General features: G+C 56.6%; 22 protein-coding genes and 2 pseudogenes. 16 read left to right on the forward strand and 8 right to left on the reverse strand.

Annotated elements, in window-relative coordinates; genetic code table 11:
* Positions 1-119 precede the first annotated feature (119 nt).
* Positions 120-2081 (forward strand): diguanylate cyclase, encoded by a 1962-nt coding sequence (locus IPM59_02370; GenBank protein ID MBK9214439.1) that lies wholly within the window; start codon positions 120-122, stop codon positions 2079-2081.
* Here the strand turns inward: IPM59_02370 and IPM59_02375 are convergent.
* The 4 genes from IPM59_02375 to ribB are packed head-to-tail and all read right to left on the reverse strand — an operon-like array spanning position 2078 to position 11604.
* On the reverse strand, positions 2078-3532 hold the full coding sequence (locus IPM59_02375; protein MBK9214440.1) for a BamA/TamA family outer membrane protein: 1455 nt from the start codon (positions 3530-3532) through the stop codon (positions 2078-2080). The two genes, IPM59_02370 and IPM59_02375, sit on opposite strands and share 4 nt — an antisense overlap.
* Positions 3471-5351: a hypothetical protein gene (locus IPM59_02380; GenBank protein ID MBK9214441.1), complete on the reverse strand. Its 1881-nt coding sequence runs from the start codon at positions 5349-5351 to the stop codon at positions 3471-3473. The genes IPM59_02375 and IPM59_02380 overlap by 62 nt, the downstream gene beginning before the upstream one ends.
* A gap of 8 nt (positions 5352-5359) precedes the next feature.
* Positions 5360-10477 carry a translocation/assembly module TamB domain-containing protein gene (locus tag IPM59_02385; GenBank protein MBK9214442.1) on the reverse strand — a complete coding sequence of 1706 codons (5118 nt, stop codon included), beginning with the start codon at positions 10475-10477 and terminating at the stop codon, positions 5360-5362.
* Positions 10477-11604 (reverse strand): 3,4-dihydroxy-2-butanone-4-phosphate synthase, encoded by a 1128-nt coding sequence (ribB, locus tag IPM59_02390; protein MBK9214443.1) that lies wholly within the window; start codon positions 11602-11604, stop codon positions 10477-10479. Before ribB ends, IPM59_02385 begins: the two co-directional genes overlap by 1 nt.
* Positions 11605-11977: 373 nt before the next feature.
* Between ribB and IPM59_02395 the strand changes: the two genes are divergently transcribed.
* Both IPM59_02395 and IPM59_02400 read left to right on the forward strand, forming a co-directional pair.
* The gene (locus tag IPM59_02395) at positions 11978-12541 is read left to right on the forward strand and encodes an MFS transporter (protein MBK9214444.1); all 564 of its coding nucleotides are present in this window, start codon (positions 11978-11980) and stop codon (positions 12539-12541) included.
* Entirely contained in the window at positions 12519-12920 is a 402-nt protein-coding gene (locus tag IPM59_02400; GenBank protein ID MBK9214445.1) for a hypothetical protein, read from the forward strand. Before IPM59_02395 ends, IPM59_02400 begins: the two co-directional genes overlap by 23 nt.
* A gap of 15 nt (positions 12921-12935) precedes the next feature.
* On the opposite strand, the gene galU is transcribed toward IPM59_02400, so the two are convergent.
* Positions 12936-13808 (reverse strand): UTP--glucose-1-phosphate uridylyltransferase GalU, encoded by an 873-nt coding sequence (gene galU / locus IPM59_02405; GenBank protein ID MBK9214446.1) that lies wholly within the window; start codon positions 13806-13808, stop codon positions 12936-12938.
* Positions 13809-13945: 137 nt separating this feature from the next.
* Here galU and serS point away from each other — a divergent pair.
* From serS to IPM59_02420, 3 genes and pseudogenes are all read left to right on the forward strand, one after another.
* Positions 13946-15230: pseudogene (serS, locus tag IPM59_02410) on the forward strand (serine--tRNA ligase).
* A gap of 31 nt (positions 15231-15261) precedes the next feature.
* On the forward strand, positions 15262-15510 hold the full coding sequence (locus tag IPM59_02415) for an AbrB/MazE/SpoVT family DNA-binding domain-containing protein (protein ID MBK9214447.1): 249 nt from the start codon (positions 15262-15264) through the stop codon (positions 15508-15510).
* A complete protein-coding gene (locus tag IPM59_02420; protein ID MBK9214448.1) occupies positions 15498-15824 on the forward strand; it encodes a type II toxin-antitoxin system PemK/MazF family toxin in 327 nt (108 codons plus the stop codon). The genes IPM59_02415 and IPM59_02420 overlap by 13 nt, the downstream gene beginning before the upstream one ends.
* A 9-nt stretch (positions 15825-15833) precedes the next feature.
* Here the strand turns inward: IPM59_02420 and mazG are convergent, their stop codons facing one another.
* A complete protein-coding gene (gene mazG / locus IPM59_02425) occupies positions 15834-16655 on the reverse strand; it encodes a nucleoside triphosphate pyrophosphohydrolase (GenBank protein ID MBK9214449.1) in 822 nt (273 codons plus the stop codon).
* 62 nt (positions 16656-16717) lie between these two features.
* Here mazG and IPM59_02430 point away from each other — a divergent pair, with 62 nt between their 5' ends.
* The 3 genes from IPM59_02430 (at position 16718) to IPM59_02440 (ending at position 19053) form a co-directional block, all read left to right on the forward strand.
* Positions 16718-17272 carry a DUF1844 domain-containing protein gene (locus IPM59_02430; protein MBK9214450.1) on the forward strand — a complete coding sequence of 185 codons (555 nt, stop codon included), beginning with the start codon at positions 16718-16720 and terminating at the stop codon, positions 17270-17272.
* Positions 17273-17395: 123 nt separating this feature from the next.
* The gene (locus IPM59_02435; GenBank protein MBK9214451.1) at positions 17396-18079 is read left to right on the forward strand and encodes an MBL fold metallo-hydrolase; all 684 of its coding nucleotides are present in this window, start codon (positions 17396-17398) and stop codon (positions 18077-18079) included.
* Complete coding sequence (locus IPM59_02440; protein ID MBK9214452.1) at positions 18079-19053, forward strand: deoxyhypusine synthase family protein; 975 nt, start codon at positions 18079-18081, stop codon at positions 19051-19053. Before IPM59_02435 ends, IPM59_02440 begins: the two co-directional genes overlap by 1 nt.
* An 88-nt stretch (positions 19054-19141) precedes the next feature.
* Here IPM59_02440 and IPM59_02445 read toward each other — a convergent pair whose 3' ends face one another.
* Together IPM59_02445 and IPM59_02450 are read right to left on the reverse strand one after the other, a co-directional pair.
* A complete protein-coding gene (locus IPM59_02445; GenBank protein MBK9214453.1) occupies positions 19142-19798 on the reverse strand; it encodes a hypothetical protein in 657 nt (218 codons plus the stop codon).
* 29 nt (positions 19799-19827) lie between these two features.
* The gene (locus IPM59_02450) at positions 19828-20058 is read right to left on the reverse strand and encodes a hypothetical protein (protein MBK9214454.1); all 231 of its coding nucleotides are present in this window, start codon (positions 20056-20058) and stop codon (positions 19828-19830) included.
* Between the two features lie 241 nt (positions 20059-20299).
* Between IPM59_02450 and rfaD the strand changes: the two are divergent.
* The 7 genes and pseudogenes from rfaD (at position 20300) to IPM59_02485 (ending at position 25374) form a co-directional block, all read left to right on the forward strand.
* Positions 20300-21328 (forward strand): annotated as a pseudogene (gene rfaD, locus IPM59_02455) (ADP-glyceromanno-heptose 6-epimerase).
* A gap of 5 nt (positions 21329-21333) precedes the next feature.
* Positions 21334-22791 (forward strand): riboflavin biosynthesis protein RibF, encoded by a 1458-nt coding sequence (gene ribF, locus IPM59_02460; protein MBK9214455.1) that lies wholly within the window; start codon positions 21334-21336, stop codon positions 22789-22791.
* A 96-nt stretch (positions 22792-22887) separates the two neighbouring features.
* Positions 22888-23136, forward strand: coding sequence for a hypothetical protein (locus tag IPM59_02465; GenBank protein MBK9214456.1), 249 nt, complete (start codon positions 22888-22890; stop codon positions 23134-23136).
* Positions 23137-23589: 453 nt separating this feature from the next.
* Positions 23590-23640 (forward strand): hypothetical protein, encoded by a 51-nt coding sequence (locus IPM59_02470; GenBank protein MBK9214457.1) that lies wholly within the window; start codon positions 23590-23592, stop codon positions 23638-23640.
* Positions 23641-23890: 250 nt separating this feature from the next.
* Positions 23891-24364 (forward strand): AarF/ABC1/UbiB kinase family protein, encoded by a 474-nt coding sequence (locus IPM59_02475; GenBank protein ID MBK9214458.1) that lies wholly within the window; start codon positions 23891-23893, stop codon positions 24362-24364.
* Positions 24364-24597: a hypothetical protein gene (locus IPM59_02480; GenBank protein MBK9214459.1), complete on the forward strand. Its 234-nt coding sequence runs from the start codon at positions 24364-24366 to the stop codon at positions 24595-24597. The genes IPM59_02475 and IPM59_02480 overlap by 1 nt, the downstream gene beginning before the upstream one ends.
* Before the next feature lie 288 nt (positions 24598-24885).
* Positions 24886-25374 carry a hypothetical protein gene (locus IPM59_02485; GenBank protein MBK9214460.1) on the forward strand — a complete coding sequence of 163 codons (489 nt, stop codon included), beginning with the start codon at positions 24886-24888 and terminating at the stop codon, positions 25372-25374.
* Positions 25375-25466: the final 92 nt, after the last annotated feature.

Consider the following 25466-nt stretch of genomic DNA (forward strand, 5'->3'; position numbering starts at 1 on the left):
CAGATTCCACGGTGTGGCACGCTATTTGAGAGTGCATTGGCGGCGGAACCCGTGCGTCCGCCAGAATATTGATCCGGTCCGAGTGCCACAGGACGGCAGGCAGCGTCCTTGAGAGACCAATGAGAATCTCGTCAATCGCCCCGAACGGAATTTCTCGAAGCGTGATAGCCACGGGTATCGTCGGCATCGCGATCTTTAGCGCACTCATCGCCTACTTCGGCCCGGAGATCCTGTATTTCCTCTTACCGCTTTGTGCCGGGATGGCGCTCGCCTATCGTTTGCATGTCATTCGCCTTGCGGAAAAGACCAAGGCGATCGCCGAGGCCAGCCGCATCCATCTCGCAACGGTCGAAGCATTGGCCACAGCAATCGACGCACGCGATCAGGTCGGCGTCGGCCACGTTCGCCGCACACGCATCTACGCCGTTGGCATCGGCCGAATTCTCGGCCTGTCAGAGAGCGACCTCGAAGCCCTCCGAACCGGCGCATTGCTCCATGACATTGGCAAGCTCGCCGTTCCCGACCACATACTGAATAAGCCGGGCGACCTCACGCCGGCCGAACTTGAAAAGACAAAGATCCATTCCGATGTCGGCGCGTCAATCCTCGAAAAGGTCGGCTTTGACCATCCCGTCGTCCCGACCGTCAGGTATCACCACGAATGTTGGGATGGGAGCGGCTATCCAGCCGGTCTTAAGGGCGAAGATATTCCGATAACGGCTAGGATCTTGTCCGTTGCAGATGCTTTCGACACCATGCGGGGAGCAAGGCCGTATCGATCCGGCCTTCCGCGTGAAGACGCCCGCAAGGCGATCCAAAATGAGTCAGGCAAGCGTTTTGATCCGCTCGTTGTTTCAACACTGTTGCGGCACCTGACGGCGTTTGAGGCAGAACTGGCCGCTGAAGGCCTCACCTATGGTGACGAACAGGACGTCGCTGCCGCGAGTGGACCGCAGTGCTTTGTCGAACAGATAAAACTTGCCAATCGAGAGGTATTCAGCCTCTATGAACTCGCGCGCGAGTTTGGTTCGCGCGTCACACTCGAGCAGACGCTGACTCTGTTTACCGAGAAGGTCTCGGAGTTTGTTCCTTTCGACACTTGTGCCGTATATTTGCCCGACCCCGAGCGCACGATCGCAACGGCCGTGCATGCCCAAGGCCATGCGGCGAATGCGATGCTCTCACGGCAACTGCGAATCGGGCAGGGCGTCTCTGGCTTCGTAATGCGATCGAGCGAGGCTGCATACAATGTCGATCCCGATCTGGACTTTTCTTACTCTCAGGTTGAACTCGCCGGCTGCTACTCGACGATCGCATCCGTGCCGCTAGTTGCCGACGATGAGCTGATCGGTGCTATCACGCTTTACTCCGCTGACCTCGAAGAATACGGCGAAGAGCACATTCGATTGCTCGAAACGATATCCCGCATCGCGTCAGATGCCATCAGCAAATCACTTAAACACAGCGAGACAAAACGCTACGCCCTCACCGATCCGATGACGGGCCTGCCCAACGCACGCAGCCTGCAAATGCAGTTTGAGAAAGAGGTTGCCCGTGCCAGCCGTAACAACAACGGCTTTCAGCTCCTTATGCTCGACCTCGACGGCTTTAAGCTGGTGAATGATAATTTTGGCCACAAGGTCGGCGACCAGATGCTTCGTGAGGTCGGCAGGGTGATCAAAGAGCAGCTTCGCGACTACGACTTTCTAGCGCGATACGGCGGTGACGAGTTTGTCGCGCTCGTCCCCGAGACATCGGCTGAGGACGTGGCAGACCTCTGCGACCGCATCGAGCAGGCCGTGTTGGAATTTCGTCTCACTGCGAACGGCAGAGAAGCATCGGTCGGTGTCAGCCTGGGCGGTGCCAGCTACACGCGCGGCGGCGAGACCTTTGACCAGATGATCATCGCTGCCGACAAAGCGATGTACAATCGAAAAATGATGCGCAAGAAATTCACCGTCGCGCGGAGCATCGCTCGGGTAGGCGAAACTGCGGCCACTCAAGGCCGCAATGTCAGCTCCGGCAGCCTCATCGTGGAACTTGATGAGCGTCACGTCGTTGCCTCCGACGCCGTCAACTAAAAGGCTTGCGAAAATCGAAAGTGAAAGTGGCCCTGTTTTAGCCGATAGTCTGTCGGCGGCCCCATCGTCTGCGGAATAAGGAACGTCGGCGGATTTAGCAGATACCCGTAATCAACGCCAAACTCACCGCCTACGGGCGTCTTAACTCGCAGGCCGAGGCCCGCCGAATGCGTCCAAAATGCCCTCTGATTGTATCCGGCGATGTCGCCGGGAGCGATGTCGGAACGCCTAAATATATCACTCGCCTTTCTAAACACATTTCCGCCGTCATAAAAGGGCACCGCTCTAATCGACTTCGTCAGTGGTATCCGCGCTTCGAGATTCAACACCGCTATTGCGTTGCCACCGAAAGGGACCGTAAACGGATCGAGAAACACCTCTTGTCCGCTGCTGTTAAAGAACCTGCCGGTCGGGACAATGACAACCCGCGGCCCGGCCTCTTCGAAATCGAAGCCTCGCAGAGTGTTTGCTCCGCCGGCGAAGAACCGCTCACTAATTGGCAGCAGCCCATTCAGGAACGCGAAAGGTGATCCTGTGTATCGATCGCCGCCTTTGAAAACACGCCCAGCCCCAAAGATGCCTCGCGCTGCCAAAGTCGTCCGTTTGACCGTGTAATAGTGATTGTAACTGACCTGAAACTTCTGGAACCCGACGTTCGCCCCCAAGACCGGGATCGATATGTTGTAATCCGCCGTGAGATAGTCGCCATTCGTCGGATCTGATGCGTTGTAACGGCATTTGTCGGTCGGCTCTCCCTTGTCGATGAGCTCGAGCAGCGAATACTTCACTGCACAGTTCCGCCTGGTGTCACGAACAAATGTAGCCCCAAAACCCGAGATCCGATTTTGCGCATCAGGCCTGAGAAGGTCCTTTATCAACAAGCTTTCGATGTTGTAAAGCCTGACATCCTCAAATCGATACCGCACAAAGAGTATGCTGCGATCCTTGCGGCTGATGGTGCGGCTCGTCTCAGCCGAAAAGGCGGCCCGGTTGATCGTAGGACTGCCAACCTTGCGGCCAAATTCGTCAATGGGATTGCCATTCTTGTCCACACGCTGGACGATCCCGAAAGTGCCTCGATCGAAGGCCGATCTGAAGAACCGAGTCACCGTCGTATCGCGTTGATACTGCAGCGAGAGCGTCAGGGGCGCGAATCGCTTGCGTCCGTCAGGAATAAAGCGAGGGTTGATCACGTCAAATTGGACGAGCTGCTGGCGTTGGCTCACTTTTACACGGGTGCCGCCCTGCCACAGCTTGCCAAACAGGTTGACATGGCGAATGTCAAAAAATCCGCTAAGGCCAAGGTCGGTCGAGAAGCCTCCGCCGAATGACATTAGCCTTGGCGGCTGTTCCTCGACACTGACCAATACGTCCGAGATGCGATTCCCGCTAGCATCCTCGCCTGCGGGCTGCCGGCTTGATCGCGACACGCGAAAAGGCATCAGTGCCATAAAGATTCTGCTCGCTCGTGTATATATCCGGCGAACGAAGCAGTTCGCCCTCGCTCAATGCGAGCGTTTTCATCACGGCATCGCGTTCAGTCTTTTCGTTACCATCGATCAGGATGCGGCCGATCACGACCTTTTGTCCTTCGTTCTCAACCTTGAACTCAACGCCGACATCACGCTGCGATCCGGACGAACGGACCGGCAGATCGGTTACCGATGACGTCACGCGAGCATCAAAGTATCCTCGCGCTGAGTAAAGCTGTGACAGCTTCCTGACCGCGTTGCGGACCCTCGCCCGCGAGTAGTTGGCTCCGACAAGCTGATGCAGCACCGCAGTCAGATCATCGGTCGGGACGGCTGAATTTCCGGTAATCCTGACATCTGTCACGACCGATGGCATTCCTTCCTCGACAACGAACGTGATAATGAGCTCCTCTCCTTCCGGAGATACGCCCTGCGTGGCCCGCACCTCAGCGTCGCGATAGCCGAGTTCGGCCATGATCGTCCGGATGGTCGACGCATCCTCCTCCAGGATGGCCTCGCTCGTATAGCCGCGTCCGTAGCCAAGATAAGGGATGATACCGAGCGCATTTGCCTCCTGCGAAGCAAGGACGCTGCTCACGTCGTCGATCGTTATCGCGTCTGTCCCGCGAATGCGTAACTTATTGAGCGACAACCGGCGGTTAAGATCAACGCGGTATCGGACAGTGATCTGGCGGCCCGTGAGGTCCTCGCCGCCCAGGAATGAACAAAGGAACTCTGTATCGTTTGGGATCGGATTGTCTTCGTTATCGAGAAGCTGCGGCGTCGCCGAACATACCGAAACTACATCAGCAAAGAAATATCCCTGTTCCTGATAATAGTTTTCGAGCCGTCGTTCGCCCTCGATGATCGCGGAAAAGTCGAGGGTTCCCTCGCTTCGGATCGGCAGCAGCCGGGCCTCGGTGCCGTGGCTGATCTTTTCTTTTTCGGTATCGACAAGGACCTCGACCTTTGGCCCCACCTTCCCGCCAAGGCTGACCGCGACGGTGTTGCTATCGTCGTCAAACACCACACGTGGTTCATCAAGCATCGGCGACAAGAGATCTGCCTGGCGGAGCACTCTCTTGATCATTCCAACATCAGTTGTCAAACGTTCGCGCGAGTACAGCCCGCCCGGCTTCAACCGAAATGCGTTGGCGTCGACCGGTTTCTCGAGGCCATTGATATTTATCTCGAAGCGTTCGACTCTTGCCTGCGGACCGGGCGTAACCTGAAAGACGACCGCAATCTGGCCGGCCTGAGCTGCTGGCTGCCGCTCGAATGTCACCGCCGAGCGAAAGAAGCCTCGCTCACGCAAAAAGGCGAGGATCTCGTCCGCATTATTCTGGAGCGCCTGCTCGGTAACCACCGATCCGGCCGTCAGAATGTTCAGCTTGAATCGTAATTCCTGCTCTGTTACCTTGTCACCGATCGAGTCCGCCACGTAGATCGAGACGCGCGACGCCTGTGTCTTCATCCGCAAGTCGAATGTCAACCTGACATCGCCCGCGGTATCGGTCTCGGCCGACACGGAGATCGAGTTGATCGTCCGCGCGCGTGAATAGAGCTCTTCGATCGCTTCGCGGATCCGCGGTGTTGAGTAGGCGGGCCCAAGCGCTTCCGTAACGATATCGGTATATTCCTTGACCTGACGAGCAGCCGGATCGACGCCCGGTATTACGACCGCCACCTTGGACAGTCGGCGTTTCTCAAATTGGCCTTGCGCTCTGACGATCGATGCTCCTGCCGCAACAACAAATGCGAGCAGAAGAGCAACGTAGATATACTTTCTCGTCCGCATTCGCGTACTCAGAACCTTTTGCGAAACCGCACCTCAAAACTGAAATTGTCACGGTCACGTGTCACATTCGTCAGGGACCGTTGCTCGTACTGAGCAACCAGCGAGAGCTTGTTTGAAACGCGATACTCAAAGGCAAGCACCTGGTTCTGATCCTGCGACAGATTGGTCGAATACGTCACTCGCAGGTTGTTATTGATCTGTCGGCCGACCGTCAACCGGGCTCCGGGATTTGCCTGCGAGCCCGATATGATCGGATCGATCTCAAAAACATTGAGGCCAAAAAGCTTGTCCGTCGCCCTACGGACCGGATTATTGATGATGGTATCCGTGAGGATCTCGGCCGCCGTATTGATCCCCGTTTCGGCAAAGGTCGGAATGCCTGCTCCCGTATTCGCGAGGCTTCCGGTGGTTATCAGTGATACAACGTCAGCCTGAGGCAGCGCAGGGCTCGAGCGGACCGTCATCGTCGCAAGCTCTGAATCGCGCAGCGGCCCGCTGTATGTGACAAACACCTGATAGCCGCCGATATCAGTCTCGGCTTGGAGATTGACCACAGGATCGATCGATGTCTCGGGCGGAAATTCTAGCACGCCGCGCTGTACCTCATAACGGTCCTTGCGAAACAGGATAGTGCCGCTATTCGCTGTGATGCGACCCGTCAGCCTGGGATTGTTGGCGTCGCCCGTCAACACAAGCGACACCGATGCGGTCAGGTCCGCGATATTGTTTCTGACGATAAGAGCATCACGGCCTTCGATGACGACATCGAACCGCGGCGCCGTCATCCCGCCGACGCCCGTTGTTAGTACAGGGTCGCGTCGCGAGCTAACGACGTTGGCGAGGTCGATGTCCTTTGAGTACAGGCTGCGGCGGGCAAGCACCCGGCCCGTGACCGTCATCTCGATCTTCTCGGCCGCGCTGCGGCGAATGCCCGTCACCTCAAGCTGAGCGTCACCCGTGGTAAGGAAATCTTTCGGAAGCGGTACGGTCACGTTATTGCCGTTGAGCGAGAAACGGAATGAGCGCATTGCCAGCGAATCAAACAGGGTCTGGCCGCGTCCGGCACCAAGCAGTCCCCCACCGGATGCGGTGAACCGTCCGCCGCCGAGATAGCCCGCAGCCTGTTCAAGCTCGACCTGATCGGACGTAAATATGATGCGGGCCTGCACGCGTTCCATAGAGTAACGATCTGAGCCGAGAAATGTAGCGATCGAGCCATTCACCACATTTGAGATCCCCGTGAGACGCGGGTTAGAGTTCGGTCCGAATAGCCGCACCGATGTATCGGCAAAGCCCGCAAAGAACGTGTCGCGAGCGGCAAGATTCAGGAGATTCAAGTTCACGCGGCCGTCTATCGTCAGGTTGTTCTCGACACCGTCCGCCAGGGCCTTTGAACCTGCGATCGTCATATTCGACCCGCTTCCTGCAAACCTTGCCTGCACAAATTCGATACGCTTCGGGTCGAACCTTACGATCAATAGCTCTGCCGCTGATAGCGGCGTATCCTTTATTTGAAGGGCGAGCTGTGAGAAGGTCGCTGTCCCGCTCAGATTCTCCCACGAGATGACTCGCTCACCTTTGTCGCTAAGCACTCCGAGGTCGCCGGCTGCTTCGACGCGCCCAGTGCCGGTGCCCGTGATCGGGACGCCTTTTAGCTGCGGAATAAACGACAGAAATGGAGCAAGCGGACTCTGTTGAAGGTCGGTCATCGCCGTCATTGGCATGCTGTCGGAGCGAAGGTCCACCGACGCATTGATCACCTGTGGCCGGCCGTTGAGGCCCGCACTCAGTTGGGCTGTCAATCGCTGGTCGACCGTCTGGCCCGAGAAATCGACCCGGCCAATAGAGCTATCGGTCACAACGACCTCAGGGGCCGATCCGCTAAACGAGATGTTGTAGGTTTGCGTCCTGAAATATACTCCGGACGCTCGGGCCGTAAAGCTCACATCGCCCGTCATCACAGGAATGCTGTCGCTCGGCGGGAGCAGTGCCGTCACCAGCGTCAGCGGCATGGCCGTCCCAGCCAGGTCCATATTGAAGGCCTCGGACGCCCGATCAAAGTTTCCGGTCGCTGAAAGCCGGCCCGCCGCAACCCGCATCTCAGCCCGTTCGATCTCGACGAGTGTCCCGACGAAGCTCGCCTTCACCTGAAGGCCGTCAAATGTCTGGCTCGCGATCGTGCCATTTTGAGCAGAGAGATCGATCGTGCCGTTTGCTTCATTCGGCAGGCCCTTGATGTCAACGCGGCCCGATGTATTCCCGTTTAGATCACGGATCCGCGCAGGCAGATCGATCGGCAACGCGGCAAGCAAATTCCCGGCATTGATGTTCGTAAGCGTCGCATCGACCGTCGTATTATTGACGCCCGATGCGGGGATCACAACGGTGAACACGGCAGTGCCGCCCCCGGATTCTGCAAGGCGGCCGTTTCGCAGTTCGACGCCCGCAGGGGCGATAAGGATATCGCTGGCCATACTGCCCAATTCACGCCCCCTCATCGTCACGCGATCCACCGCTAGTGGGCCTGTGACCGTCAGTTTCGACGTGCTGCCCGTCACGGCTCCGTCAAACGTGAGGTTGCCTGCAAACTGCACTTGCATCGAATCAAGCTGTTCTTCAAAATCCTGCGACACGCCAAGGACACGCATCATCCTGTCGATCTCACTTGCTTCGGTCGAGTGTATTGCGACCGCGAGATGCGTGTCGTCGCTTCTCGCATCGAACCGCCCGGTCGCATTCAACCGGCTTTTGTCTGAACGCAGGTTCGCAACATCTATATTGAACATGCCATCCGTCGCCGTCAGCCTGATCTGCCCGTTGACGGGGATCATTCCAGCGCCGGCCGATCCGGCATTCGCTGTCACGGAAGCATCGATCACGCCGCTCGCGGTCGAGAACGATGTGCCCGCAAACGTCAGATCGACGTTCCCCGTCGTCTGGCCGTCTATCGGTGCAACGCGGTTCGTCGGCAATGCAAGCAGCCGCGCGACGTCGAGATCCGTAAATCGACCTGCGATTCGTGATTGCACCCGCGAGTTCATCCCGAAAACGGCGTTCCCGTTGAATCGGCCGTCCATCACAGCCGCCGTCACGTCGGCCAGCGATACGCTATCATTAGAGGCCTCGACCCTTGCCGTTGCCGCACCGAGCGCGACGCTGCCGAGCGTCCCGCCGCCGATGCTCATGTCGGCGGTCGCACGATAACGGCCGGACGGTTCGAGAATATAGACCGGCCGCGCGAATTTGACCGCCTGCAGCTCGCCGCCGCCGGCAATAGAGTCTGATCTCTTGACCGCAACCGTTCCAGCGTCGATGTCGTTCGAGCGTGCCTCGACGCGTCCTTGCCTGATCGTCAGCCGGACGCCACCGATATTCAGGCTGCCTAGGACGGCCGCATCGGTATCGAATTTTGCTACGCGAACGCTGTCCGAGTAGACGACCGTCTCGGCCACCGTGTCTTTCAGGTCGACCTGCGGGGCATCGATGCCGTCGATACGGAAATCGCCTGTATCGACTCCATCGGCGCGAAAATTCTTTGCCGCCACTGACGTTGAGTCCGGCACATCGGTGAAGCGAAAACTGTCTGCTTTGAGGCCACGCAGCTTTGTGTCACCAAGTGTGCCCTCTTCTGACCGCAGGCCGTTGATCTCGATATCTGTCCGCCGATTTGCGTTCTTGACCCGAACATTCGAGCCGGTCACGCCTCTAAGGCTGTAGGCTTTTGCCTTGAATGAGCTTGCGCTTGCGCTCGGAGCTGACAGATCGATCGCCCCGTTACGTTGGCTGAATCTCAGATTTCTCGCCGCAAGGAGTTCAAATTCCGTATCACCGACCCCAAACCGCGGCGTCCGGCCGTTGCCGGCTTCGGCCAGGATCTCTCGGTCGCGAAGCTCCGCTCTCGCATCCTTTAGAAACAGCCCGCCGAGTGACAGAGCTCCCGCCCGGGCCGCCGCGGCCTCAAGCTCACCGACCCAACGCAGATCCGTGCCCGTCCCGCGAACATTCCCCGCCATCTTGAGCCAATCCACGCGAAAATCGCCATAGGTCAGCATTTCGGCCACGGCGCGTCCATTGGCGTCATAATTCGAGTTTGTCCCGGCAACGGTCGCCTCTACATTCACGGCTTTCAGATAAACGCCTTCGATCCGCATTGCCTCGCTATCTGCGATGCCCTCGATCGCGTACGTCTCGCCCTCGCCGATTATCTTGCCCTTGAAATTCCCGGCACCGGTCAACTGCGTCCCGGTCAAAAGAAGCGCCGACGCCTGCGTCATGTCTATTGTCGAATCAATATCGAGGTCGTATCTCGGTGAGGCCCAATCGGTCAGGCGGCCGGCGAGCGTCGACTTGCCGAGCGGTGTGGTGAGATCGAACCGGGTGATGTCCGCTCCCTTATCATCGGCAATCCCCTGCGAGCGAATATCGATGTTCTCAACTTTCTTCTCGTCGTACGCCAAGTTAGAGTCAGTCGAGGTCAGGTCAAATGAATATCGCAGCGGATCGCCGGGCGCATTGCGAACAAGCGGCGAGAGTAGAAAGAGGATATTGCGCGCGTCGCCGTCGATACGTCGATTAAGGTCGCCGAAATGTATCACGCTCTCACGCAAGGCAAACTTTACCGACTCGTATCGAAAATTTACGGCCGCGCCTTGCTCGTCCTCGACAAGTTTGAGGTTTGAGAAGTTTGACCGTCCGTTCTCATCAAACTTTATCCACACCTCAGCCCCTGCGATGTCGGTGGTATCGATCCTGATCTCGCGTGTCAGCCGCAGGGCAAACAGGTCGATCACGGTCATGCCGAGATGGGCCTCGCGAAGGGAAAACAGCTTCTCGCCGGTCAGCTTGTCGTTAAATACGGCTTCCCGTATATGTAATTCCAGCGGCGACGCTTTCAGATCGAATGCCTCGGCAGAAAAGGCGATGCCCATCTCCGACAGCCGGGCCGTGAACGCGTCCTTTGCATAGCTGCTCGCATAGCCCGACCGGAATAGAACGACGCCCATGAGCGCAACAAAAAGCAGCGATGCCGCTATGCCGCCCAGCGCCAATAGAGCGATTCGCAACGCCCGCCGGCTCGGTTTTGCTTCGGGTCTTTCTGGCTCGTCGCTGGCCATTGTTGAACTCACTACAAGCTGATCGTCTCAACGATCTCGAGGCCAAACGCCTCAAGCGCCGCCACGCGCGGCGGATGATTTGACAGAAGGCGCATTTGCTTTATGCCTAGGTCCTTTAGTATCTGTGCTCCAATGCCGTGATCGTGGACCTTGCCATAACCGGTTTCATGCTTGGCCTCGTCGAGGCCAATGCCGCGTTCCTGCATCAGGGCATACGTCCTGAGCTGATTCACGAGGTCGAGGTCGTTGTCACGCTGCCTCAGATAAAGCAGCACGCCGCGGCCCGCATCAGCTATAGTTTTGAGAGAGTTTTGAATGGCCCCTGCCGCCTCGCCCGCCTCCGCGCCGAACATCGCAAAGGTCACATTCTCGGTTTGGACGCGCACCAGCGTCGGCCCCGTTGTCCCCGAAACAGCACCCATCACCAACGCAATATGCGTCTCGCCGTTTATGACGTTCTCGTAAATAACTGTCCGAAACTTGCCATAATGCGTCTTTAGGTCGCTCTCGATGACTCGCCGGACGAGCGTTTCCCGTTCGACGCGATATCGAACAAGATCAGCCACCGATATGATCTTGAGCGCGTGTTTTTCGGCAAAAACCTCAAGCTCCGGCAAACGCGCCATCGTGCCGTCGTCGTTCATTATCTCGCAGATCACCGCCGCCGGCTGCAATCCCGCGGACCGGGCGATATCTACGCTTGCCTCTGTCTGACCGACGCGAACAAGCACGCCGCCACGCTTTGCCCTCAACGGAAAAATGTGCCCGGGCCGCGCAAGATCGGCCGCGCGTGAATTTGGATCGACCGCCGTCAGTATCGTCTTTGCACGGTCCGCTGCCGAGATGCCGGTTGTGACGCCCTCACGTGCCTCGATCGATGTCGTAAAGGCCGTTCCCATACTCGACGTGTTTTCGCTTACTTGCGGAAAAAGGCGCAGTTCGTCGCATCGCTCCTCGGTCATCGGCAGGCAAATGAGACCGCGGCCGTGCACGGCCATGAAATTGATGATCTCGGGCGTAACCTTCTCCGCCGCACACATGAGATCGCCCTCGTTCTCGCGGTCCTGGTCATCGACGATTATGATCATTCGCCCTTCGCGAACATCCATTACCGCGTCGTCGATCGGTGAAAACGGCATCTCTTCCGATTTTAGCGAAAACCGCGAATTTACGCGAACAAACGCCCGATTTTACGGCATTTGATCATCGGATAAAAAAATTCTTGACGTTTCGCGTATAAAACGCTTGACAACCGCTGCAATTCATGTTATGGTGTCGTTAAAGTGAGGCTCAAAAGGTGTTTTTGGCGGAATGCACCTCTGATCGTCACCTTTGCTAATAGGCATTGATCTTTGAAAACCTAAGCCCGTTCTCCTCGGGGTTCCTCAGCTCCTATCTCTCCGGCCTTTGCGTGGATTCACGGCCATGTCCACGTCAAGAACACGGAAAAAAAGGATGCAAGGAATCGCGAAGAGTTGGCGGGTCATTCCAAAATTGGCACAATAACCCCTTATGCCGCAACCGGAAACGTCGCAGTTTGTGCGGGTCGTGCTCCATGTGATGTTCTTTCTCTCAGGCATCGCGACGGTGCTGATCGGTCCCGTCCTGCCGGTTCTTGCCCGACATTTCAGATTGAGCGACCTTGATGTGAGCTACTTCTTCCCCGCGCAGTTTGCAGGTTCGATATCAGGAACGCTCCTTAGCAGTTGGACGGCACGGCGGGAGAGTTACTTGGCAGCGGCCGTCACCGGGACAGCCCTAATGGCGGTCGGTGTGGCGCTCCTGAATGTAGACAGCTATCAGGTTTGTCTTGTCGGCTTTTTTATCAACGGCCTCGGGATCGGTATGACAGCGCCGTCGATAAATATGCTGGTCCTTGAGATGAGCCAGGGACGCGCGGCATCGGCATTGAGTATCCTGAACTTTTGCTGGGGCGTCGGTGCGATCGTCTCGAAGCCGTTCGTGGACATTCTAGGGACGCACGACTCGCTTGGCTCGACGACATGGGCGCTCGCCGTTCCATTGGCAGTATCGGCGACGCGCGTTCGCTCCGGTGCTGTTCCGCTTTCTCAATGAGAACAGGATGCTGCTGCTCGGCCTGACTATCGTCCTTGGCGGAATGCTCATCGTCCTGACGGCTGCCCAGATCGCGTCCCTGAGCATGGGGGCCATCGCCGCCGGTTTTGGAACGTCTTGGATATTCCCAACCAACGTCGCACGATTCTCGCGAACATTCGGGCCTTCATCAACATCGAGGGCGACGCCCCTTTTCGTAGCCGGCACGATAGGGGCCGCCTCATCGACCTGGTTGATTGGCCTGGTTTCCGAACGCACCGGCAGCCTTCGCTCGGGCCTTTACATTCTTGCCGTCGGGATCGCTGTCCTGATAGTGCTGCAGATAATTCTTGGGACGCGCCGTGTCACAAGGACCGTTGTAGAAGCCGGCACGAAGTAAGGTATCGGCGACGGGTCAGTCTAGGTCGAGCCTCTTCAGATACTCTCGAAATTCGCTGCCGAGATCGTCACGCTTGAGGGCAAACTCGACGGTCGCGATCAGGAAGCCGAGTTTGTCGCCGGCGTCGTGCCTTATACCGTCCAGCTTTAGGGCGTAGAAAGGCCGCTCCTTGAGCAATATTCGCATTGCGTCAGTGATCTGTATCTCACCGCCTGAGCCTGGTTTGGTCTGCTCGATCGCAGCAAAGATATCAGGTGTAAAGATATATCGGCCGATGATAGCGAGATCGGACGGGGCCTCAGCAAATGGCGGTTTCTCTACCATGTCGCGGATCTTATAGACATTCGGTTCGACTTCCTCGGCATCGATAACGCCAAATCGCGAGATCGCCTCGCCCTCGACCTGCATCGTCGCGATAACAGGCGCGTCGTATTTTTCATAGACGTCGATCATCTGCTTGAGCGCAGGAACCTCGGCGTCGACGATATCATCGGCGAGCAGTGCGGCAAATGGCTCCGAGCCGGCAAAGTCCTTTGCCTGGTAGATCGCATGGCCGAGCCCCAAGGCCTGCTTCTGCCGCGTATAGCTGATGCGGGCGATCTCGGAAACGGCGTGGACCTCGCGGAGCAGATCATCCTTGCCGCGTTCCTTGAGCATCTGTTCCATCTCGAACGAGATATCAAAGTGGTCCTCGATAGCCGTCTTGTCGCGACCCGTGACGATAAGGATCGACTCGATACCGCTGGCCACAGCCTCCTCGACCGAATACTGGATCAATGGCTTATCGACCAGCGGGAGCATTTCCTTCGGGCTTGCTTTTGTTGCCGGCAGAAAGCGCGTCCCAAGCCCAGCAGCAGGGAAAACAGCCTTGCGAATTTTGTTTGTCATAGCGATGTTTGCTACATTCGACGATTGATTTTAGGTTACTTATGGCCGATAAACAAACTGGTTTCGGGCTGCACTGGGTCTAGCGGCGAATCGATTCTTGTGATAACTTTGTAATTACATTCTGTGGTGAGAGGCGAATGCTGGACCTGAACTTTGTAAGAGAAAATCTTGACGCCGTCCGTACGGCCATGGCAAACCGCAACTTCCCGTCGGGCGAGTTGGACAAATTCGTCGATCTCGACGCCGAACGCCGCCGAGTTAACGGCGAGGCTGATGCGGTCAATCAACAGCGAAACGCGGCAAGCAAGCAGATCGGAGCCCTGATGCAGGCCGGCAATCGTGAGGAGGCCGAGGCCAAGAAAGGTGAGATTGCAGGCCTCAGGGAGAAGCAGGCTGAGTTGGAACGGCTTCGCGACGAGGCCGATGCGGGGATGCACGATCTTTTAGCCGGGCTTCCCAACATTCCGGCCGCCGATGTGCCCGTTGGTCCGGACGAAGCGGCTAACGAAGAAGTTCGCCGTTGGGGCACGCCGCGTGAATTTGATTTTGAGGTCAAGGATCACGTCGATCTGGGCGCGGCCCTCGGCATTCTTGATCTTGAACGCGCCGCAAAGATTGCCGGTGCGCGGTTCGCGATACTTAATGGTGCAGGTGCTCGGATGGAACGGGCTTTGGTCAACTTCATGCTCGACGTCCAGACACGCGAGCACGGCTATACCGAAACAGCGCCACCTTTTCTCGTCAATCGCGAAGCGCTGTTTGGCACTAACCAGTTACCGAAATTCGAGGAAGACCTGTTTCATATCAAGGACGAACGCGGCTTTGCCCTGATACCGACGGCCGAGGTTCCGGTGACCAACTATCACGCCGGCGAGATCCTCGATGAGGCCGACCTGCCGATGTATTACACGGCCTACACGCCGTGCTTTCGCAGCGAGGCCGGTAGCTACGGCCGCGATACGCGCGGTCTGATCAGGCAGCATCAGTTCGAAAAGGTCGAGCTTGTGAAGCTGTGCAAACCTGAAGATTCAGAGGCCGAGCACGAGAAATTGACCGCCGATGCCGAGCGTATTTTGCAGTTATTGGAACTGCCCTATCGCACGGTCGTGCTCTCGACCGGTGACATGGGCTTCGGAGCTCGAAAGACTTACGATATAGAGGTATGGCTCCCTTCGCAGAGTACTTATCGCGAGATATCAAGGTCGCTCGAATTGCGGCGACTTTCAGGCCCGACGGATGAATACACGCTTTCGCCGCGCAGGCGGCAGCAAGCCGGAATTCGTCCACACATTGAATGGCAGCGGCCTCGCCGTCGGGCGAACGTGGATAGCCGTCGTCGAGAACTATCAGCAAGCGGACGGCTCGATCACGGTCCCCTCGGCTCTGCGGCCCTTTATGAGTGGTATTGACAGGATCGGTTGACCGCCGGAACGGGTGTAATTACGATGTAATTATGAAATGCCAGATCATTCAGATCGGTAACTCGCAGGGCATTCGCATTCCAAAGATATTGCTCGAAGAAAGCGGCATTTCGGGTGAGGTTGACCTGGAACTACATTCCGAGGGCATCCTGATCCGCAATATCCAGCGGCCCCGCGCCGGCTGGGACGACGCGTTTAAAGCCATGGCCGAGAACGACGATACTGAGATGCTCGACGGCGTAGGCCGGTCGGCATTTGATAAGAAGGAATGGCAATGGTAAAGCGGTTTGATGTTTATCTCGTCAATCTTGACGACGAACCGTCAAAGGACGCGAAGAACACGCGGCCGGCAGTTATCATCTCGCCTGACGAGATGAACCGTCACCTTGGCTCTGTGGTGATCGCCCCGATCTCAGCTGCGACGGAAAAGTATCCTACACGGATACCGGTTGAATTGCTCAGCAGTGAACGCTCGATCGTCCTCGATCAGATCCGCACGATCGACAAGCAGCGTCTCGTCAAACACATTGGTGAGATCGAGAAAGCGCCTCGTCAAGCTGTTTTGGAGCGATTACAAGAGATGTTCGCGGAGTGATAATGGCCGTCAACCTGCGTGCTTTGCATCGGCAGCGGTTTTGGCCTGGTTCCAGAGTTGGTCCATCTCTTCGAGACTTGCGTCTTCCAAGGTCCGGTTCTGACGCTTGATCTCTTGCTCGACAAATTTGAATCGGGAGCGAAATTTACGATTCGTCCGTTTTAATGCCGTCTCCGGTTCGATGTCGAGATGGCGGGCTAGATTGACGATCACGAATAGCAGGTCGCCGATCTCTTCGGCAGCAGCCTCTTTGTCGCCGCTGTCGATGGCCTTTCGAAGCTCGCCGGTCTCTTCATCGAGTTTTGCAAAGATCGGCTCATTGTCGGGCCAGTCAAAACCGACCTTCGCGGCCTTCTTGGTGAGTTTCAGCCCTTCGAGCAGGCCGGGAAAATGGACGGGCACGGCGTCGAGGATCGATTCCTTTGGCTTCTCGGCCTTCCCTGACGCCACACGCTCATCGGCCTTGAGTTGGTCCCAATTGTCGAGTACGTCCTGGGCCCGTGCGAGTTGCTTGTCGCCAAAAACGTGCGGATGTCGCAGTATGAGCTTTTGCGTAACGCCCGCGCAGACCTGGTCAATATTGAAGTCGCCGCGTTCGGCCCCGATCGTCGAGTGAAAAATGACTTGAAGCAGCAGGTCGCCGAGCTCCTCTTTGAGGTTCGTAGTGTCGCCGGTCGCATCTGCTTCCTGAATGGCATCAAAAGTCTCGTAAGCTTCTTCGAGAAGATACTGGGCCAGCGATGCGTAAGTCTGCTCATGGTCCCACGGACAGCCGCCGGGGGCACGGAGCTTGGCCATTACGGCGACGAGTTCATCGAATGGTTCTGACATACGCGATAGTCTAGCAAGTCTGGAAAGTCGTTTCAGCAAGGTGATAATATTTGGTTACCGTTATGACGATGATAGGTAAAGAGGAGAATCAGGAAGAGGTCAGTTTTAAGGTCGCTGACCGTCGCAAGTTCAACCCGGACGGCTCGTTGAAGGAGGGTGTCACGTTTGATGAGCCTGAGAGGGCAACGACAGAGCTTGAGCAACCTGAGCCTGTTCAGCAGGTTCAACAAGATGTCGAAACAGAACATGCGGCTGAAGCCCCGCCCGATGAACATGCTGATGGCGACATTCCCGGGGCCGCCGACCCGGCGAGCTTTGTGAATTTTCTATCCACGCTCGCAACCAACGCCGCAGCGGCTCTCGGGGCCGTCCCGCATCCGGCGACAGGCAAGCGTTCGCTGGATCTGGAAACCGGAAAGTACTGGCTCGACGTGCTGGGAATGATCAAGGAAAAGACCACGAATAATCTGCATCCAAAAGAGCAACATCTACTCGACGGCCTACTCGGCGACCTGCGTATGCAATATGTGCATATCGTCAAAGCAACCGAAGAAAAGCTGAAAACCCAGGCCGCGGCAAAATTCTCTGGCGACGAGCTGTTAGGGAAGAAACAGTGAAACTTACCTTTCTCGGGACAGGCACATCGACCGGCGTCCCCTCGATCGGGTGCGATTGTGAAACGTGCCTGTCAGACGATCCAAGAGACAAGCGACTGCGGGTTTCTGTCCTTATCGAGCACCGTGACAAGAAGGTACTGGTCGATACGTCGAGGCGATTTTCGTCAGCAGGCGTTGCGTGTCGGCATCAACCACCTCGATGCCGTGCTGATCACGCATTGCCATGTCGATCACGTCTTCGGGCTCGACGACATCAGGCCGCTAAACTTCAGGCACGGGCCGATGCCGGTTTTTGCGAACGAACCGGCGTGGATCGACCTGCGGCGGATATTCCAATACATCTTCGATCCGACCCATTTTGGCGGCGGCTTGCCAAAGCTAATTCCACACACGGTCCACCACAACGCGCCGTTTATGATCAGCGAGGACCTCACCGTAACGCCGCTTGAGGTCATTCACGGCAAACTGCCGGTGATCGCTTATCGGTTTAACGACTTTGCCTATGCAACCGACTTGAAGATCATACCGACCAGCTCAATGGACGGCCTTCGTGACCTCGAAGTGCTTGTCTTGGACTGCGTCCGGATAAAGCCGCACAGTACGCACCTATGTCTCGAAGAAGCCTTGGCAATAATCGAAGACCTCCGGCCTCATCGTGCCTTTCTCACACATCTGAACCACGATATCCTCCACGAGCGCGATTCGAGTCTGCTTCCCGACAACGTCACGCTGGCGCATGACGAACTCGTGATCGAATCCTGGAACAAAAGAACATTGGGATATGATCCTCTTGAGCACTCAAAATAATGAACGGACAGATCACTGGGTTTATTAAACACCATTATCGCCATTTTAATGCCGCCGCTCTGATCGACGCGGCGGAAGGTTATGTGCAGCATCTCGGCGACGGCGGGAAGATGATGATCACTCTGGCCGGGGCGATGTCGACTGCGGAACTTGGACTGTCGTTGGCCGAGATGATCCGGCAGGACAAGGTTCAGATCATCTCCTGCACAGGTGCGAATCTCGAAGAAGACCTTTTTAATCTTGTCGCACATGATTTCTACGAACGGGTGCCGCATTACCGCGACTTGACGCCGCAGGACGAGCAGGCTTTGCTTGACCGGCATATGAACCGCGTGACCGACACATGCATTCCCGAGCACGAAGCAATGCGTCGGCTCGAGAAGGCGATGGTCGAGGCGTGGACGCATGCCGAAGCCGAAGGCAAGCGACTGTTCCCGCACGAGTTTATGTACGAGGTGCTGCGTAATGGCTCGCTTGAGGAGCATTGCCGGATAGACGTTAAAGACAGTTGGATGTACGCCGCGATGGAAAAGAATCTGCCGATGGTCGTGCCCGGCTGGGAAGATTCCACGATGGGCAACATGTACGCCGGCCACGTCATCACCGGCGACGTCGAAAACGTGCATACGGTGCGCACCGGTATCGAATACATGACGATGCTCGCCGATTGGTACACGCGCGAATCCGAAAATTCTTCGATCGGCTTCTTCCAAATCGGCGGCGGCATCGCGGGCGATTTCCCGATCTGCGTCGTCCCGATGCTTCATCAAGACTTGCAACGTGACAATGTTCCCGTTTGGGGCTACTTCTGCCAGATCAGTGATTCAACGACATCGTATGGTTCCTACTCCGGTGCCGTCCCCAACGAAAAGATCACTTGGGGAAAGCTCGAAGCCTCAACGCCGAAATACATCGTCGAATCCGACGCCTCGATCGTCGCCCCGCTGATGTTTGCTTATATCCTAGGCTGGTGAACGTCTCTCGGTGCCGGGACGGGCGTGCGACGCCGTGCCACAGAAAGCGCGCCCGATCGGGCGCGCTTTGCGATCTTGAACTACGAGATCACCTCACGCCAAGCTTTGCACAGCTTATTTCGAAGCTGTCGCCTGTGCCGTTGACCTGAGTTTCATTGAAGCGGCTACTGTAATAGTCCTGACGGAAGCTGATGTTGAATGCCTTGCAGGTGCCGTCATCCATTTTGAACGCTGTGTACGTATCGATGGTTCGGTGCGTGATATTGCCGAGAACTCCGCGATGGATCGTCCACGCGGGGCTGACGATGTTGATCTTCAGCACCTGATATTTCCAGCCGCCGGTCTTTAGTGCCGCGACCATTGTGCGATTTAGGGCCGCGTCGTTCATCTTCGCCGCGGGCATTGTGCCGTCGAGGTCTGTCGCTCCGACAGCCTTGTCGACCTGGAACGTAAAGGCGCCGGTGGCGATGGGGTTGCTTACCACGTCTTTGTTGACCTGGTTGATATATCTTAGTTCGACATCGACCTTGTGCGTGCCTTTTCCAGCTTTCGCAACCGCCTTGAGGAATTCCTTGCCGGGCCCACCGACGTCCGGAACTGTCAATCGCGGATGGTTCTCTTCGGCGAGTATGACAATGTAGATCACTTTTGAGCTGTACATATCGTCCCCGCCAACGAATTTTGAATACATCGCGCCGGGGACGGCCGTCGCGTAGCGGCCGAACCGGTCCGACGTGACGGGCACGCCATTGACCTTGACGAAATAGCCGACATTTACAAAGTTGGCAGGATTGGCCCGTTGATCGTCGTCTGGACGATCGGTTTATCGAGCGAGGCAAAGCCGTAGATGCCATCGCCCATTTTGAATGAGGTTTTAGGCGCGGTGGGTACTTTGATATCGCGGCTATCGAGCACGGTCTGATCTGAAAAATGAATGGTCTGCGCGTGCAGGCCGCTAAGTCCGAATACGAACAACAACGCCGTCAACATTAACGATTTATGCATTTCCAGCCTCCTAGTAAGTATGCCTAAACGATCCGCCTGCCTTGATCTACAAAGAAAACAGGCCATTAAGTTTTTGGGTAGAATAGGAATATAGCACACCTCGTATTGCATTATAAACACTTCGGTTGACGGGTTACGCATACTGCCTTGGTTCGCTACAATACTCGAATGGCATATGAGGTTCTGCGTACGTTAAGCGAGAACGCGGCAGATCATGCGACGAAGGCTCTCGAGGCGATAGATGAGCGGCAGATCCAAGATCATGGTCACCGGTGGTTCGGGCTTTATCGGCGCGCTATAGTCGCGCGGCTGAATGAGCTTGGGCGTGAGGACATCGTTATTGTTGATCGCCGGGACGACGGGGCGAAGGAGAAGAATCTTGCGCCGCTGAGGTTTGTCGAGTTTGTTGACGCGGACGAGTTTATTGCGCGGATGGACGATTTTCGTGAGACGAGCGATCATTCATATGGGAGCGTGTTCGTCGACGACCGAGACCGATCGCGAGTATATGATGCGGAATAACTTCGCATACACGCGGGATCTGGCTGAGTTTGCGGTCGAGAATAATATCAGGTTTATTTATGCATCGTCGGCGGCGACGTATGGTGACGGGTCAGCGGGGATGGAGGACGGGACTGCTACGCTCGATGATCTGCAGCCGTTAAATCTTTACGGTGAGTCGAAGCATCTTTTCGACAAGTACGCGAGAGACAAGGGCTGGTTTGAACGCATCGTCGGGTTGAAATATTTCAACGTCTTTGGCCCGAACGAGAACCATAAGGGCGATATGCGTTCGCTGGTGAACAAGGCGTTCGACCAGATCACCGAGACGGGCAAGTCGCAATTGTTCAGGAGCGCCGATCCGAATTACGCCGACGGCGAGTTTGGGCGGGATTTTGTTTACGTGAAGGACGCTGTCGATATGACGCTGCACTTTATGCCGGCCGGAGCCCTTACTGACGTGCGGGCTACTGACACGCGGGATACTGATACTAGCGGCGGTTTGTTCAACATCGGTTCGGGCGAAATGCACACGTGGAACGCGCTTGCCGCGGCCGTTTTCAAAGCCCTCGATCGCGAACCGAAAATCGAGTATGTCGACATGCCCGCGGTCCTTCGTGACAAGTACCAGTACCATACGCAGGCCGATATCACGCGAATTCGCGACGCTGGTTATACAGGCGAGATCACGCCGCTTGAAACAGGTGTCCGCGATTATGTTCAGAACTTTCTCGTACCGGGGAAACATCTCGGCGAGAAGACCCCTTGACTCATATGTTCTCGATCTGCCTAACTCTTGTCCTCGCCTGCACGCCGACGGCGTTGCTCGACTTTGTAATTCCTAAATGGAAAGTAGATAAGGATATCCGCATGGAGGATGCTTATAAGCATCTCTATCAAGCGACGCGCGGGGGCGAGCATGCGGCTCCTAGCCGTGAGTCCGCCAAGAAATGGCTTGACACGGAATGGCAGTCGCTGACGGGGCCCATCAAGGGTGAAATGTGGTGGGAACCGCTTTGTCCCGACGGCGAAGTGGTCCGTGTCAATCTCCGTCCGTTCAAAGAGCTCGGAGCGACCTCCGACGACATTCTCGACGCGTTCCTGGCGAGTGCGAGCGAATACAAAAGCGAGCCGAAGGCCTTTACCGAGGTTTGGGCCGAACTCGGCGAACAATTGAAAAAGAAGAAGATAGGCAAGCTTGACCGAGCGAGTTGGGACAACTTGAACACGAAGATGAAGGAGCGGAACTATCCTGCCGTTCATCATAGCGAGCACTACAACAAGGCCAGACGCCCCGCGTATCGCATACTAACCAGCCAGCGGACCCGTCAACTGACGCACTTTATCACCCAAATTGAAACGATGAAGATCTTTCACGGCATCGAGAACGCAAATATTGCAAGACCCACGGTGTTGACGCTCGGGGTTTTTGATGGGCTGCATCTCGGCCATCAGAAGATAATGCAAACGGTTGTCGGGCGCGCTGAGGCTGTCGGAGCCACTCCGACGGCGATCACGTTCGATCCGCATCCGCGAGCGGTCCTGCATCCGGAATCAGCGCCGCCGCTTTTGCAGACGCTGGATCAGCGGCTGGCGAGTTTTGAAGTGCTCGGCATCGAGCAGGCGATCGTGGTTGCATTTGACCGCGAGTTTGCATCCCAGCCGGCCGAGGATTTTCTGCAAAGCATTATCCACGACCGCTTGCACGCGAAAGAAGTTTATCTCGGCAAAGGTTTTGCGTTCGGCAAGAATCGAGGTGGAAATATCGGCCTGCTCCGCGGTATGGGCGCTGAACTTGGCTTCGTTGCCGACGAGGTGGGCGAAGTTCAAATTCGAGGGCAGAGGATAAGCTCCTCCGCCATTCGCGAGCTCCTGCTCGCCGGCCGTATAAACCTTGCACGACGAATGCTCGGCCGTCCGTATGGCGTCGAAGGCGTGATCATTCGCGGCAACCGTCGCGGGCACACGATCGGCTTTCCCACGGCGAATCTCAAACCGCACAATCGAGTTATGCCGAAATTCGGCGTTTATGCGACGGCGACTTTGGTACAGGGTGTTTGGCGGCGGAGCATTACGAACATCGGAGTAAGGCCGACGTTTGAAAAAGACTCAGAACCCTCGATCGAGAGTTACTTGTTTGATTTCGACGGGGACCTTTACGGCGATGTCCTTCGTGTGCGTTTTCTACATCGGATCCGCGATGAAGCAAGTTCGCAGGCATTGACGAGCTAAAGGCCCAGATCGAACGCGACACGGCCACCGCCAGGAACTATTTCCACCATCAGGGCGTTAAGAATATGCTCGCGTTGCTGTGAGCGTTGCGCACGAATGAACGATATCGCTGTCAAAGATCAACTCTCAGGCCACCGCGTCGAAGAGCCGCTCGTGCCGACGGGTGAGTTAGCCATCGCGAAACGCACATCCGACGAGCAGATCTCTGTCGAAGGGCGCAAACTCCAGGCGACCGAATCACGCATTGAGGCCCGTTCTCACGGGATTCGAGGTTATCTGCGACTTTTTCCAAATATCGCGTGTTATCGCGATGCTGTCGCTTTACCTTTACCTCGACCAGCTTGACGTTCATCAGAAGCACCAGAACAAGGTAAAACGCGAAAGGCTCAGCCGGGCGATGCTCCTGACGCGTGCCGCCGTTTACGGCGAAAAGCTGTATGCAATCAAGCTCTGGTTCCAACAGGCTTTCATGCAGCTGCTGCGACGAGTGTTCCTTGGCTCCGAAACAAGCCGTGAGCGGATTCAGGAGAAGCAGGCCGTTTGGCTCAAGGAGAAGCTCATCAAGCTCGGGCCGACGTTTATCAAGATCGGCCAGGCGATGGGCACGCGTGCCGATCTGCTGCCACTACCCTTTGTCAAAGAGCTTGGAACGCTGGTCGATCAGGTGCCGGCGTTCCCGAATGATATTGCGTTCGCCATCATCGAGCACGAGCTCGGCAAAAGATCAACGAGACCTACTCCGAATTCGAGATCGAGCCGGTCGCCGCCGCATCCTAAGGCCAGGTCTATCGGGCCCGCCTGCACACCGGTGAGGAGGTCGCCGTCAAGGTTCAGCAGGACGAATCTTGAGGCGACGATCGCCGGCGATATCGTCATCCTCAAAAAGGTCGCAAAGTTTGCCGAACGCTTCCCGCAGCTAAACGAGAACGCCGACTGGACCGGCATGCTTCGCGAATTTGACGTGACCATCCACGAAGAGATGGACTACGCCGCCGAGGGCCGCAACGCCGAGCGGTTTCGCGAGAATTTCCGTAACTGGTCAAACATTCACGTTCCGACGATCCATTAACGCGCCGACCAAAAAGGTGCTGACAATGGAATTTATCCACGGCACCAAGGTCACAGACCTCGACGAGCAGGCGAGCCGCAACATCTCGCCGTCAAAGGTAAACCGGTCGCTGATAAAGACTTACCTCAAGCAATTGCTCGAGGATGGCTTTTTTTTCACGCCGACCCGCATCCCGGCAATCTGCTCATCATGCAGGACGGCCGCATCGCATTTTTCGACTTTGGCATGGTCGGCCGGATCACGTCGGAACTTCAGGCGAAGATGATCGACGCGTTCTTTCACGTCGTCGGCAAAGATCCGGCGGGCATTGCACAGGACCTTATCGATCTGGACTTTCTCAAGCCTGGCACACCGCCATCGACGATCAAACCCGTTGTCGAGCGTATGTTCGAGTTTCACTTTAACCTCAAGCTAACGGACGTCAATTTCAAAGAGCTGACCTACGATCTTGCGGACGTGATGTACGGTTATCCATTCCGGCTGCCGTCGATTTTACATACATAATGCGTGCTCTGATGACGCTCGAGGGCATCGGCATCGTCACCGATCCTGAGTTCAACTTCTTTGAAACGGCCAAGCCATATGCCAAGGAATTCATGCTCCGCCGCGAGGGCAAGGACTTTCGCAAGGCCTTTGTCAACAAGGTCATGGGTCGCGACCCCGACGGCAAGATCGACTGGGACCGCACCTGGAAACTCGCCAAGATGGCATTCCGGACCGTTCTAAACACGGGTTGACCCGTTGTCGCCGGCGATGCGTCTCAGGTAAATTGCATTTGTGAGCTACCGAACGCTATTTATCGCCGCGGCCGTCATTATCTCGGTCAACGCTGTCACGGCCCAAAAGCCCATGCCGCTCACCCAAGACATCACGATCAAACGCATCGAAAAAGACTTTTCGGCCGACCGTCTCGATCACCCTTCATGGAAAACAGCGTCGCCCGTCGAGGTTGGGACATACTGGTCGGGCGAGGCTGCTCCTGATTCCCGGGCGTTCGAGCGCGTCTGCTGTGGTCTGACACGGCGTTGTATGTGCGCTTCGATGCCGTGCAGGGCGAACCGCTCGCCGTCAGCCCGAAGCCCGATCTCAGCAAAAAGGTCGTCGGCCTTTGGGACCGCGACGTGTGCGAGATCTTTATCGCACCCGACAAGAATGACGCCAACAAGTATTTCGAATTCGAGATCGCACCGACCGGCGAATGGATCGACCTCGGCATCGAGGTGACGCCAAATGGCCGCAAGACCGACCTCGAATACCGCTCCGGTATGACCTCGGCAGCCCGTATCGAGAAAGGCCGCGTCGTAATGGCCATCAAAAATACCCTTCGCCGCTCTCGGACGGCGGCCTGCAAATGGCACCGTCTGGCTCGGCAATCTCTTCCAGCGCGTAGGCTCAGGTCCAAAACGCGGCTACCTCGCCTGGCGCCTCACCAGAACACCCAAACCAAACTTCCACGTCCCCGCAGCCTTCGCCAAACTCCGCTTCAAAAAATAACCGCCCCTGCGTCTCTCTAGTCGTCGCGGTCTTCCCGCGACGGGAGCGACGGGCGACAACGCTTTTTTCCTACCCTCGTCCCTCGTCCCGTGTGCCTTGTCCCTGATTCCGA

The sequence above is a fragment of the Chloracidobacterium sp. genome (assembly GCA_016715795.1).
GTDB lineage: Bacteria > Acidobacteriota > Blastocatellia > Pyrinomonadales > Pyrinomonadaceae > OLB17.